This window comes from Methylomonas paludis (genome assembly GCF_018734325.1).
GTDB lineage: Bacteria > Pseudomonadota > Gammaproteobacteria > Methylococcales > Methylomonadaceae > Methylomonas > Methylomonas paludis.
The window spans coordinates 534,156-546,164 of the sequence record NZ_CP073754.1; the positions used below are offsets into that span (position 1 = coordinate 534,156).

The following is a 12,009-nucleotide window of genomic DNA, read 5'->3' on the forward strand; positions in this document are numbered from 1 at the left end:
CCAAAGTGTAAAAATTGCTGTTAAGCCTGACGGCGTTTAAAACCACATAAACCCAACACGCCTGATACAAATAACCACAGCGAGCCAGGTTCTGGAACCGGTAATGTCACATTGCCAGGCAAAACCGGCCAAGCATAGAACTGACTGGTCTTATCTGCACCGCCGGTATAGCCATAAAAAGTATTAAAATCCACAGCGTTGGCTGGGGTACCCAGCGCTTCAGCAGGTGTCCACCAAAAGGCGTTAGCTTGCAAGTTAGAAAACAGCGGGTAGTTACTGCTGGTATTTGACAGCGAGGTACCGGGAGTTTCGCCCAGGTTGGTGTTAAACTGGTAGCTAAGGCTGTTACCATCAGACAATTGCCAAGTGTGATAACCCAAGTAGCTGGTGTCATTCAAGTAGCTGATAAAGGCCAGGCTGCCCCACCAGTCGGTTTGTCCGTTGCTGCCAAAGTCTGCACTGCTGAGGGTATGTATGCCCAATGAGTCAGTAATGCTGCCGACATCGCTGATAATAGCAGCAGTTAGCCCGGCATCTCCGGCTTCCAGTGTGCCTAATAAATTGGCATCTGCAGTCCAGGTGACATTCAACACATTGTCATTAACCAGATTGCTGCCCACCGCAGCCAGTCCGGCATGGCTGGCTGGTGCAACTCCCAGCATTAAGCCGGTGCATAGTATTTTTTTACAATTTAAGTTCATGATTATAGTCCCTGTCTAAATTGGTATAAGTTTTTCTTGTCATAGTGGTATATCTTGAATGACTATCCATACAGTAAAAAAGGCTAATCGTCTGGCAAATAGGCAGACACAAAGCCCAGATAGCGTCATCGACGCATCGTTGGCAAAGGAAACGGATTGCCGCCGTTTTTTAGCATTGTTACCCGGCATATCCTACAACCAATTGTTTCAAAAACAAAATATTGGTGGTAGTTTCGTAACTATTTACCCTATTGAAAAGTAGAGACTGTAGCCTCGATGCAACGGAGTGGAATCGAGGCTCATCGCCGCAGATGGCCTTAAAAACCCGATAGCATGTATCGAAGACATTTTGTCAAATCACTTAACAGCCGGCAGCTCGATTCCTGTATGCAGCCTTGAGGCTAGTGGTTGACCAACATTAATTTGACGGATACCTGGTAGGATGTGCTGAACGCAGTGATGCGCATCAATCGCGCACGATATGCTTCCCGAGTTGGTGCATCCTAATAACATTGGCGAACCACTAGGCTGAATAGTTACATCATCTCATGCCATAAATCAGGCTATTCAATTCAAGCATAATATGCCGGGCACAGAAAATTCTGGTTTGCAAAGTTCTTGGTTTAAATCGTGATACCCAATAAACTTAGTATAACACTGGTATCTGATAGGGTTTTTCAGTATGAATATTTTGGTGCTTGGCAGCTATGTGCAAGCGGTTTGTCTGGATGTGGCGTATTTACCTGGCCCAGGCGAATCATTGTTGGCAACGGCATTGCATAGTGATCATGGTGGTAAGGGTTTTAATGTGGCGATTGGGCTGCACCGGCTTGATATGCCGGTACTGGGGGTGTTTGCCGTAGGGGCAGATGCTGCCGGTCAAGGCTTGCGGCAGGTATTAAAGCAAGAGGGAGTGTCTGATCAATATGTGGTCAGTGTCGGTTCCAGCTCTGGTTTTGGGGTCGGTTTTATTGCCGGGCATGGCGAGAATTTTTTAGCCGTTTATCCGGGGGCTAATGCCGAACTTTCCCCGGCGCATCTAACAGCCGCGCTGGCCCAATTAGATGCGCACAGTTATGTTTATGCCCAGTTTGAAATTGGTGACGCACCGATATTGGCGGCTTTCGAATATGCGCGAAAGTTGGGGGCTGGCACGGTACTTAATCCCTCGCCTTGGCGGCAGCCGAGTGCCGAATTGCTGGGTCTCACCGATGTGTTGATTGTTAATCAAACCGAAGCTATCCGCTTACTAAATCGATCGGATAGCCGGCATAACCCGGACTGGCCGGTCTGGTGGGCTGAGTGGCGGCAACAGACCGGTTGGCAGGGCAAATTGTTAGTCACTACCTTGGGTGCGCAAGGCAGTATCGCCATACCACGTGATGAGCAAGCTGTTTATTGTCCAGCCAGACCCATTAATATGCTGGATGCCACTGGTGCAGGAGATGCGTTCAGTGCCGGATTACTGGCTGGATTGGCCGCGGGAAAGTCGTGGTCTGCAACTTTGCAGTTGGCTAATGCCTGTGGCGCTTGGGTGGCATCCTCGCCTGGCGTATTCAAAATATTACCCAGCGTTGCCCAAGTAGCTGAATTTATGAAAATTTAGCTTGCCGATGATGTCAGCTAAAATGAGTTGGCAGCCAACCGTTCTCAACACAATCCCGAAATGACCATTGCGGCATGGTTTCGGTTTTGTAACTCCAGAAAAACCAGCCCAGATATTTTTCAAAACAGGCTAGTTGACTGGCAGCATAGCCGCGATAAGCCACATTTTGTTGAAATTTATCCATAGTGGGTTGCACCACATCATGCCAATCTTGCTGCCATAGTTCCAACATGCGCGGATCCAGGCCCAGGCTCCATTCACCAACGATGGTATTACGGCCGGCATGACGGATAATATCGTCGGCCTCAGTTTTCCACTCGCTCACTGCTTTGCGGATATGAGTATAAATATCACTGTTAAGGTCTTCCAGAGTAAAGCATTGATAACGGTGAATATCAAAAATCAGATTCTGGTAAGTGCTGGCTTGCAGTAGCTCGGTATAATGCTGGTAAGAACGAAAACCATCATGAAATACTACAGCCACTTGGTCGGCTGAACAATATTGACGGATACGCTGGTAGGCCTGATGGGTAAAGGTCATCAAATAAGCACTGGCTATATCCTGATGGGGTTCATTCAACACTTCTATGCCGTGTAAAGCCGGGTGCAGATGATAACGGGCCGCCAGTTTTTCCAGTACAGCCAATGAATGCTGCAAATAGGCGGCTTGGGTATGCCAGTCGCACACGTCTTTTATGCCGCCGTTATCAAAACCATTTTGGCAACCAGGGGCCGCATGTAAATCCAGCATAATTAACAAACCGAATTCCTGCGCCCAAGCGAATGCCTGATCCAGCACTTCCAGGCCGTCGTTTACATAAGGGTAGCGGTGTTCAGCAAAGCGGGGGTGATATGGATAATCCGGGCCAAATAGCCAATGACCAACCGGAATGCGCACCGCATTGATACCACGTTGCGCCAGCCAGTCAAAGTCTTCACGCTTGATGAATGTTTGCCAATGCTGTTTTAAGCGCGGCTCAGCCGCCGCTCCCATCTCCAGACACCAAGCGGTTTCATCTTCAGCCGCCAGCCCCGCAAACAGGCTGGGAGTCATCCATTTTTCCAGTACCAGCCAGCCGCCCAGATTAACCCCGCGCAATTTTTTAGCAGCAGATGGCATAGGCAAACCCTTCCAGAGATTCAGGCGGCAACAGTTTGTTCAGCACATCAAAATAGTGCGCTGATGTAAAGCCTTTACTCCCGGTTGGCGGCTTATGGTCAATACTGCAGCATTGGGCAGGGCATTGTGAATGATTTTCATGACATCCAGTTCGTCAGCAGGATCTAACGCGGCAAATGCTTCCTGCATTAAAATCCATTTGGGTTTTTGCAGCAACAAGCGTACTAGTCCCAGACGTTGTTGTTGCTCGCGTTCTAGAATTTTTTCCCAGTCCCCGGTTTGCTCCAGTTGATCGAGCAATTCTGTTACTCCGGCCAGCGCAAAAGCAGCCTCCAGGGCATCCTGTGCAAATGCTGTTCTCTCAGAAGGATAACACACCGCCGTACGCAGCGTATCGGTAGGCAAATAGGGGTGGGGCGGCATAAAAAACATCAGCTCATCGTCAGGTAATTCGATACGCCCTTCACCCCATGGCCACAGGCCGGCAATTGCCTTGAATAGCTTATTACCAGTAAAAGCATTACCGTCGATTAATACCCACTCCCCAGCCCGAATTTCGGCGTTTAAACTCGACACGCAAACGATACCGTCCAGCCTGGAAATGCATAAATTCTCAAAACGCAGCACGGTGCCGGCATTTTTGCTTATCTGGATGCGATGCGCTGCCGGTTTGGCGATTTCGCGTTCCAAATCCTCCAGAGCTTTGCTTAGGCCTAATATACGCTCAACTGAAGCTCGCCATTCGGCAACCTTACCCATATTATCCACCGGCCAGGATAAGGCGGAGACTAATTGCTGAAAAGCTTGGGCAGATTGCATCAGTGCGCCTAAGGAAATACTACCCAGAATGTACCGTGGAGCAGAAACCAGAATTGGAAACGCCATCGATAGCACCGAATAACCGGAACTGAACATAATAATTTGTGCCCAGGCTTTGGTTTGCTGATTCCATGCTTCGACAATTCCGCCAAACAAATGATGAAAATGCGGATTTTCATGGCGTTCGCCGTGAATTAGGGCAATGGCTTGCGAGTTTTCCCGGGCTTTTACCAGGGCAAAACGGAAATTAGCTTCATAGGTTTGTCTGTGGTCGGTGGCTTTGGTCAGAGGGCGACCTATCCACCAGCCCAGCATGGAAGCGCTGGTGGCAAAAATCAGTGCCAGCCAGACTAGATGCCCGTGAAAAGGGATGCTGAACCAGCCTAAATCCAGGGTAATCGTCCCGGAAAGTGACCAGAGGATTTGGGTAAAACTGACCAATAATAAAATACAGAACAACAATGTGTGTAATAAATCAATCGCGTATTCGGTGGCAATGCGAATATCTTCAGCGATCCTGCCATCTGGATTATCGTGTTGTCCGGCTATATGGGTCACCAGATAATGGCGGCCATCACGCATCCATTGACCTATCAGTTTATCGGTCAACCAACCGCGCCATTCCAGTTGCAAACGCCGTTTTACATTCAGATGGGTAGCGGTAATACCGATATTGGCGATGAATATCAGTAGGATTAAAAAAATCTGGATCCACAGCCGCGACATGGAACGCTGTTCCAGGGCATCGAACAGATTTGCACTCCATTCATTGATCAAAACCGATATCGCAATCTGCGCCAGAGTCAGTGCCAGCAACGCGAACGAGATGCTACGGATTGTCGCCTTGTTTTCAGATTGCCAAAAGGGGCCGGCCAAGCGGATAAATTGAATAAAAAATCTGTTGGAGTTTTGCAAGCCACTCTCCTGTTAAAGGTTGGCGCGCAATATAACAAACTTGACCGCATAAAACACAATAACTGTGTGGTCGGTGGGCGATACGACTGATCAGTCAAAGCAGATTTTTTATAAGCTGCTGGTTTTATTTAATTTTTTAAGATGTATGGCTTTGGGTTTAGTGCAGTAAACCCCCTCTTTATTACAAAAACTCGAGGGGGATTTATGCCGGTCTTGATGCCGTCGCTATGTCACCAATAACTTAATGAAGATAGGTGCATCAAGAAAGTAATGGCTTAGCGTTTCATCGAACTAAAAAACTCGGCATTGGTTTTAAAATCTTTTAATTTGCCCAGTAAAAACTCGGAAGCTGCCAGTTCATCCATCGGTTGCAGAATTTTACGCAGAATCCAGGTTTTTTGTAACTCGTCCGGATCAACCAGGTACTCTTCGCGGCGAGTGCCGGAACGGTTGATGTTGATGGCCGGATAAACCCGTTTTTCGGCAATTTTGCGTTCTAGATGCAATTCCATATTACCGGTACCTTTGAATTCTTCAAAGATCACTTCATCCATACGGGAGCCTGTTTCAACTAGAGCCGTGGCAATAATCGTCAAGCTGCCACCTTCTTCAATATTGCGAGCCGCGCCGAAAAAGCGTTTAGGTTTTTCCAGAGCATTGGCATCCACCCCACCCGACAACAGTTTACCGGAGGAAGGTACCACCATGTTGTAAGCTCTGGCCAAACGCGTAATTGAATCTAACAGAATAACCACATCGTGCTTGTGTTCCACCAGGCGCCGGGCTTTTTCGATGACCATATCTGCAACCTGGACATGGCGGGTTGCCGGCTCGTCAAAAGTACTGGAAACCACTTCACCGCGCACACAGCGTTCCATTTCGGTTACCTCTTCTGGACGTTCATCAATCAGCAACACGATCAGATAGCATTCAGGATTATTCTCGGCAATTGCATGGGCTATGCTTTGCATGATCATGGTTTTACCGGCTTTAGGCGGGGACACGATCAGGCCACGTTGGCCTTTGCCGATTGGCGCAATCAGGTCAATGATACGCGCAGTCAAGTCTTCACTGGTGCCGTTGCCTTGTTCCAGACGGAAACGCTTATTGGCAAATAATGGCGTCAGATTGGAGAAAGAAATTTTGTTTTTGGAATTTTCCGGCGATTCAAAATTGATGCTTTCTACTTTCAGCATCGCAAAATAACGTTCACCCTCTTTGGGGGGTCTTATTTTGCCGCTGACAGTGTCCCCGGTGCGTAAACCAAACCGGCGAATTTGACTGGGGGAAACGTAAATATCATCTGGCCCGGCCAGATAAGAGGCGCCCGGAGTGCGCAAAAAGCCAAAGCCGTCCTGAAGAATTTCCAGTACACCGTCACCAAAAATATCCTCACCACTTTTTGCCTGTTTCTTCAGAATGCAGAAAATTAACTCCTGCTTTCGGGCTCTGTCGATATTTTCCAGGCCCAGGGTTTCGGCTATGCTAATAATTTCGCTGACTTGTTTTAGTTTTAACTCGGTTAGATTCATGTTTTTTAAGAGAAATGAAAGATACGTAAAGCGGCAGAAAACCGTTTACTGGAAGAAGCTTGGTTGCGGATCAGCTACAGATGAAATGGAAACAAAGATGTTAGAGCGGAAGATTCTAGCGCAATACCCGGACTTATCAAAATGTTTTGTGATAAATCCGGATTATACATTCGCTTTAAATGTTGCTGGTTATGAAAGCCGTTAATTGGGATTTAGTCAAAGCCCCAACTTTAGTGGCTTCTATCTCGCCATTTTTGAAAATCATCAAGGTCGGAATACCGCGCACACCGTACAGTTGCGGCGTTTTTGGGTTTTCGTCGATATTCAGTTTGGCAACTTTCAATTTACCGTTAAATTCGCCGGCTACTTCGTCAAGTACCGGCGCAATCATTTTGCACGGACCACACCATTCTGCCCAGTAATCCAGCAATACCGGCACTTCGGCTTTCAACACAGTTTCATTAAAATCAGCATCCGATACATGAAAGACTAAGTCGCTCACGCCATTCTCCAATTGGTTACAAAGTTAAAACTATAGATTCCCGGCCAGCCACTGTCAATCAATTTCAAACATAACGGATTTTAAGTTATCCTATAGGACTATGAAAAAAACACATTTGACGCAAACACAATTTAGTAATCTGGAGCTGTCCGATACCATCATCAAGGGTTTGAAGGAAGCTGGATTTATCCATTGCACGCCGATACAGGACAAATCTTTGCCCTTGGCTTTACGCGGCAAAGATATTGCCGGTCAGGCTCAAACCGGCACCGGCAAAACCGCTACGTTTTTACTGGCGGCATTTCAGCATTTGCTTAACGACGAAAGCGAGAAAATCAAAAATCCGCGTGCCATTATTCTTGCCCCCACCCGCGAACTGGCTATCCAGATTCATAAAGATGCCGTGCTGATGAGTCAATACCTGGATCTCAAGTTTGCTTTGATCTACGGTGGCACTGATTACCAGAAACAGCTCGACAAGATCAAAACTAATGTGGATATCATTATCGGTACCCCAGGACGTATTATTGATTTTTACCGGCAGGGGGCGTTTACCCTGGATAATATCCAGGTTACTGTCATGGATGAGGCCGACCGTATGTTCGATCTAGGCTTTATCAAAGACATCCGCTTTCTGTTACGGCGGATGCCGCCGGCTGAAAAACGCCTCAATCTGCTGTTCTCAGCCACCTTATCTTACAAGGTCACCGAACTGGCTTACGAACATATGAACAATCCGGTGCTGATTAGGATTGAATCGGAGGAAGTCACTTCTAAAGCCATCAATCAGCTGGCTTTCTGTCCGGCAAATGAACAAAAAATTCCCTTGCTGATCGGTTTGCTGCGCCATTATCAGCCGTTTCGCAGTATCGTTTTCGTCAATACCAAACGCAGTGCCGAACAATTGGATGATTATTTGCAGGCCAATGGCTATAAAACGGCATTATTAAGTGGCGACGTGCCGCAGGAAAAGCGTCAACGTCTGCTCAACGACTTTCAGGAAAATCGGGTTCATCTGTTAATAGCCACCGATGTAGCAGCCCGCGGTTTGCATATTCCCGATGTTTCGCATGTCATTAATTACGATTTACCCCAGGATGTCGAGGATTATGTGCATCGTATCGGGCGTACCGCGCGTTTTGGTGCCAGCGGCGAAGCTATCAGTTTTATCTGTGAAGAATATGCCTATTCCATGCCGGATATTGAAGACTATATCGGCGAAAAAGTTGCCATCCAGGCCATTACTCCGGAATTATTGGCGGAAAATGTGTTAATTCCCGAGCGTAAACAGCCACGCGAACGGGTGGTTAATCACAGTAAACGCCCACCTTCCGGGCCACGTTCCGCGCCACGACCCAAACCAAGGCCGGCAGCGCAGACTACGCCAAGCCAGGCATCAGAGCCCGAAAGTCCTCAATCGCCGCAAATTCCGTAATCTGTTTCAGAGCACCCCGGCTATCCGGCCGGGTAATCGCTACCAGATGGGCAATGCCAAAGTTTTGTGCAGAACGCAGCACCGCCGCACTGTCATCCACCAGCAGGGTATGTTGCTTATCATAAACATGGGTATCCTGTAACACCTGCCAAAATCCAGGCTGTTCTTTAGCCAGGCCAAAATCGTGCGAACAGATAATTGCGTCGAAAAAAATCTGCAAACAGGTTTTTTCCATTTTCAAATTCAAACTATGCCGGTGCGCATTAGTCACCAGCAATAAACGCTTGCCGCTACGCCGCACGGCATCCAGAAATTCGGTAACATGTGGATGTACAGCAATCAATCCCGCCAACTCCTGCTTTAAACCAGCGATATCCAGTTGTAGATCAGCACTCCAATAATCCAGACAATACCATTCCAACTGGCCTTCCATGGCCCGAAAGCGTGGGGCAAGCGTCTGCTTGGCCGATTCCAGGCTAATATTGTGTAACTGCGCATACCGTAAAGGCACAAACTCCTGCCAAAAATGGTTATCAAAATTCAAGTCCAGCAAAGTGCCGTCCATATCAAGCATTACCGTGTCGATTTCCTGCCAGACTAACATTGTGCGGTATCCCTAAAAGATGCAGTAACTAAAAAACGGCATGGTAACCAAAAACCTGCGCTCTTACTAGCTGGACTCTGTTACGATGTTTTTCAAATCGAATATGCCCGGAAAAAACAACAGTCCGCATCATTAACCAGATATGAAGCAGCCCATGTCTAAAAAAATACCTATCATTCACAGTACTGCCGTGGTTGCCGAAAGCCGTTTGTTTCGGATAGAGGCGCTGGAAATCGAATTTTCCGGTGGCCAGTTTCGCCAATATGAGCGCCTGGCCCGTAATGCTTCGATGGGGGCAGTACTGGTAGTACCCATGCTTGACTCGCACACGGTGTTACTGGTCAGAGAATATGCTGCCGGATTACATCGTTACGAACTGGGTTTGCCGAAAGGTAAAATTGATGCCGGTGAAGACAGTCTGGCTGCCGCCAATCGCGAACTCAAGGAAGAAGTGGGTTTCGGCGCCAACCGCCTATCGCACTTGCACACTGTTTCATTGGCGCCGGCCTATCTGGAACACACCATAGACATCATTTTGGCGCAAGATCTCTATCCGGAAAAACTGCTTGGCGACGAACCCGAAGAACTGGAAGTGGTTCCCTGGAACATTTACCAAATTGATCAGTTGCTGGCCACTGGCGAATGCAGCGAAGCCCGCTCAATTGCTGCTTTATACATGGCCGCCGAATATCTACGCAAATGCTAGCGCTGAAAGACGCCGGTACAGCAAGTATCAGCGCATTTCTTGGCGTAACCAGCGCTCCAGTACGGCTACCACATAGGCTATTTGTGTGTCAGTCAAAGCCATGCTCTGCGGCAGACCATGCCATTTTGCCAGACAGCCCCGGCAACAACAGGCGGTGGCATGTTGGGCAATAAATACCGGATGGCCGCGATAAGGGGTTTGTTTGCCGTCGTTATGGGGCTGAGCTGCCGCGAGCCTAAGCCGAACAAAGTCTCGGGCATGGCTTAGCACGATGTCCAGGCCTTTATCACGCAAATATGCCTGCTCTTTGGCCGGCAAATGAAAACGCTGGCGAAATGCCGATTTCGCCAATGCGGCAAAGATGGTATCGACATCGGCCATGATTAAAGCTTGTACAATGGTTCCAGGCCTTTTTCTTCACTGGGTTTAGGCTTGGATATGTTGTGATGTTGGCTAAACGCCTGCCATAAAGGCAGGCCTGTCCAGTCTGCCTGCAAACCGGCATACAAATGCTGATTTAACAGTTCAATTTCATCGCGCAACGGGGCTTTGCAATTGCCGGCCAAACTACCCAGGCTATCGGCCGCGTATTCAGCTTTACCCCACTGTAGCAATAGTTGCTTAGCCAAACCGGCATTATCATCCATACAGGCGCGTTGTAGGCGTTTTTCGATAGTGGAATTGGCGGCTGGTGTCGCGCTATTCCGTAATGGTTTTTCGGCGACTTGTGGTTTGGGGCGCTGGTACAGTTTCCAAACAGTCAGCAGCCAGCCTATAGCAAGACAGGCCGACAAAACCTGCCAAAAATATACCTGGCTGTTGTCGTTTGCAGGCTGTGTTATGCTGTGTTTATCGTATGCTGCCACAGCAGTTGGAGCCTTGGTCGTTTCGGCTGGTGCTCCGGTATTTGCTTCATTTCCGGCCAGCGCTTTAATAGTTATCGCCGCTAATCTTGCGGTTTCAGTGCGCTGGGTTTTGGTGTTAAACCAGACAATCTCAATGGCCGGCAGGTTATAGTCACCAGATTTGGCTGGGATAAAGGCAATCTTTTCTTCACGGAAGGCTACCAGGCCATCGTTTTGTTTGTCCTCTCTTAGTTGTGGTTGATCCGGATAGGTTTTGATGCCATCCACGGCAAGCGTGCTGGCGAGTTCCGGCAATTGACCAACCGTAGTGCCGTGTGCGGTTAAACGCAATGTCCGGGTTAACGGTTCTCCGACTTTGGTTTCCAGACGATTATTCGACCAACTTTCCGTTAATTCCAGAGCTTCGGCACTTAGCCAGGCCTGATTTTTAAAGCCAGCTGGTTCGGATTGCACTGTCAGCGTAATGGCTTTGGATGCTATGCGGCGGGTTTCGGAAGTTTGCTGATTAAAAAAGCTGTTGAAACGCGGTTTGCGCATCGTTAGCACGTCGGCAGTCAGCGAGAGCGGCGCAATTGTAAACACCCCGCTTTGTTGGGGAAAGATCGCGTATTTGCGCTCAGTGACCCAATAATCAACACCTTTAATTTGCGTCGTGTAATTACTGTCTTCGCCTAGTTTTTCAATCACCGCATCTTTCAGTTGCGGTTCATCCAGCCTGGCTTGAGTAATTTGCAGGCGGCGGAACAAACGCACGGTATATAACACCTGTGATTGCACATAAGGCGTTTCGGTGCTGGTGCTTACTTCCAGGAAAATTTCCTCATCATTTTGAGGTGCAGTACTGGTTTCAGTGACATTCAGGCGCAAAGGTTTGCTGTTGTCGTTGCCGAAGGCAATCGGTGGAATCAACAATTCCCCTGGCTGCTTGGCCATCAAGGTCAAGATCCATTGTTCGCTCCGGTTGCCGTGGCCATTTACCCAAGAGGCATTACTGCTGCGCTGCTGATTCAAAATTTCAAAATTGTCTTGCAAGGGGGTAAAATCCGGATCGGCATCCGGGGTGGCGGTGGAGGAAAAAGTAATTTGAAATGAATCATGCAGATTGACCGGATTACGATCCACCGATACCTGAATTTCGGCAGCCTGGGCAATCAGATTAAGCAATAATAAAACGGGGACAAGTAGAGCTTGCAATATTCTCAT

The 12,009-nt window shown here is 48.2% G+C and carries 12 protein-coding genes; 4 read left to right on the forward strand and 8 right to left on the reverse strand.

Annotation, left to right across the window (positions count from 1 at the left end; translation table 11 throughout):
- Nucleotides 1-20: 20 nt before the first annotated feature.
- Entirely contained in the window at nt 21-701 is a 681-nt protein-coding gene (locus KEF85_RS02580) for a PEP-CTERM sorting domain-containing protein (RefSeq protein WP_215583177.1), read from the reverse strand.
- Between the two features lie 58 nt (nt 702-759).
- Between KEF85_RS02580 and KEF85_RS02585 the strand changes: the two genes are divergently transcribed.
- Nucleotides 760-963, forward strand: coding sequence for a hypothetical protein (locus KEF85_RS02585; RefSeq protein WP_215583178.1), 204 nt, complete (start codon nt 760-762; stop codon nt 961-963).
- Nucleotides 964-1,383: 420 nt separating this feature from the next.
- Nucleotides 1,384-2,307 (forward strand): PfkB family carbohydrate kinase, encoded by a 924-nt coding sequence (locus tag KEF85_RS02590; RefSeq protein ID WP_215583179.1) that lies wholly within the window; start codon nt 1,384-1,386, stop codon nt 2,305-2,307.
- 13 nt (nt 2,308-2,320) lie between these two features.
- On the opposite strand, the gene KEF85_RS02595 is transcribed toward KEF85_RS02590, so the two are convergent.
- The 4 genes from KEF85_RS02595 to trxA all read right to left on the reverse strand — a co-directional run bounded on the left by KEF85_RS02595 (nt 2,321) and on the right by trxA (nt 7,195).
- Nucleotides 2,321-3,427 (reverse strand): glycoside hydrolase family 5 protein, encoded by a 1,107-nt coding sequence (locus KEF85_RS02595; protein WP_215583180.1) that lies wholly within the window; start codon nt 3,425-3,427, stop codon nt 2,321-2,323.
- A gap of 39 nt (nt 3,428-3,466) precedes the next feature.
- Nucleotides 3,467-5,161, reverse strand: a complete 1,695-nt coding sequence (locus KEF85_RS02600) for an ABC transporter ATP-binding protein/permease (protein WP_215583181.1) — start codon at nt 5,159-5,161, stop codon at nt 3,467-3,469.
- Between the two features lie 275 nt (nt 5,162-5,436).
- Nucleotides 5,437-6,693, reverse strand: a complete 1,257-nt coding sequence (rho, locus tag KEF85_RS02605; protein WP_215583182.1) for a transcription termination factor Rho — start codon at nt 6,691-6,693, stop codon at nt 5,437-5,439.
- 175 nt (nt 6,694-6,868) lie between these two features.
- A complete protein-coding gene (trxA, locus tag KEF85_RS02610) occupies nt 6,869-7,195 on the reverse strand; it encodes a thioredoxin TrxA (protein ID WP_215583183.1) in 327 nt (108 codons plus the stop codon).
- Between the two features lie 100 nt (nt 7,196-7,295).
- On the opposite strand from trxA, the gene KEF85_RS02615 reads away from it, so the two are divergent.
- Nucleotides 7,296-8,630, forward strand: a complete 1,335-nt coding sequence (locus tag KEF85_RS02615) for a DEAD/DEAH box helicase (protein WP_215583184.1) — start codon at nt 7,296-7,298, stop codon at nt 8,628-8,630.
- Here KEF85_RS02615 and yrfG read toward each other — a convergent pair.
- Nucleotides 8,575-9,234: a GMP/IMP nucleotidase gene (yrfG, locus tag KEF85_RS02620; RefSeq protein WP_215583185.1), complete on the reverse strand. Its 660-nt coding sequence runs from the start codon at nt 9,232-9,234 to the stop codon at nt 8,575-8,577. The two genes, KEF85_RS02615 and yrfG, sit on opposite strands and share 56 nt — an antisense overlap.
- 154 nt (nt 9,235-9,388) lie before the next feature.
- On the opposite strand from yrfG, the gene nudE reads away from it, so the two are divergent.
- Entirely contained in the window at nt 9,389-9,940 is a 552-nt protein-coding gene (nudE, locus tag KEF85_RS02625) for an ADP compounds hydrolase NudE (protein ID WP_215583186.1), read from the forward strand.
- A 27-nt stretch (nt 9,941-9,967) separates the two neighbouring features.
- Here the strand turns inward: nudE and KEF85_RS02630 are convergent, their stop codons facing one another.
- Together KEF85_RS02630 and KEF85_RS02635 are read right to left on the reverse strand one after the other, a co-directional pair.
- Nucleotides 9,968-10,321 (reverse strand): DUF4186 domain-containing protein, encoded by a 354-nt coding sequence (locus KEF85_RS02630; protein WP_215583187.1) that lies wholly within the window; start codon nt 10,319-10,321, stop codon nt 9,968-9,970.
- 2 nt (nt 10,322-10,323) lie between these two features.
- The gene (locus tag KEF85_RS02635) at nt 10,324-12,009 is read right to left on the reverse strand and encodes a BatD family protein (RefSeq protein ID WP_215583188.1); all 1,686 of its coding nucleotides are present in this window, start codon (nt 12,007-12,009) and stop codon (nt 10,324-10,326) included.

Coding starts and splice junctions, on each gene's coding strand:
- KEF85_RS02580 (WP_215583177.1), bottom strand. CDS start 701: ATGAACTTAAATTGTAAAAAAATACTATGCACCGGCTTAATGCTGGGA.
- KEF85_RS02585 (WP_215583178.1), top strand. CDS start 760: ATGACTATCCATACAGTAAAAAAGGCTAATCGTCTGGCAAATAGGCAG.
- KEF85_RS02590 (WP_215583179.1), top strand. CDS start 1,384: ATGAATATTTTGGTGCTTGGCAGCTATGTGCAAGCGGTTTGTCTGGAT.
- KEF85_RS02595 (WP_215583180.1), bottom strand. CDS start 3,427: ATGCCATCTGCTGCTAAAAAATTGCGCGGGGTTAATCTGGGCGGCTGG.
- rho (WP_215583182.1), bottom strand. CDS start 6,693: ATGAATCTAACCGAGTTAAAACTAAAACAAGTCAGCGAAATTATTAGC.
- KEF85_RS02615 (WP_215583184.1), top strand. CDS start 7,296: ATGAAAAAAACACATTTGACGCAAACACAATTTAGTAATCTGGAGCTG.
- yrfG (WP_215583185.1), bottom strand. CDS start 9,234: ATGTTAGTCTGGCAGGAAATCGACACGGTAATGCTTGATATGGACGGC.
- nudE (WP_215583186.1), top strand. CDS start 9,389: ATGTCTAAAAAAATACCTATCATTCACAGTACTGCCGTGGTTGCCGAA.
- KEF85_RS02630 (WP_215583187.1), bottom strand. CDS start 10,321: ATGGCCGATGTCGATACCATCTTTGCCGCATTGGCGAAATCGGCATTT.
- KEF85_RS02635 (WP_215583188.1), bottom strand. CDS start 12,009: ATGAGAATATTGCAAGCTCTACTTGTCCCCGTTTTATTATTGCTTAAT.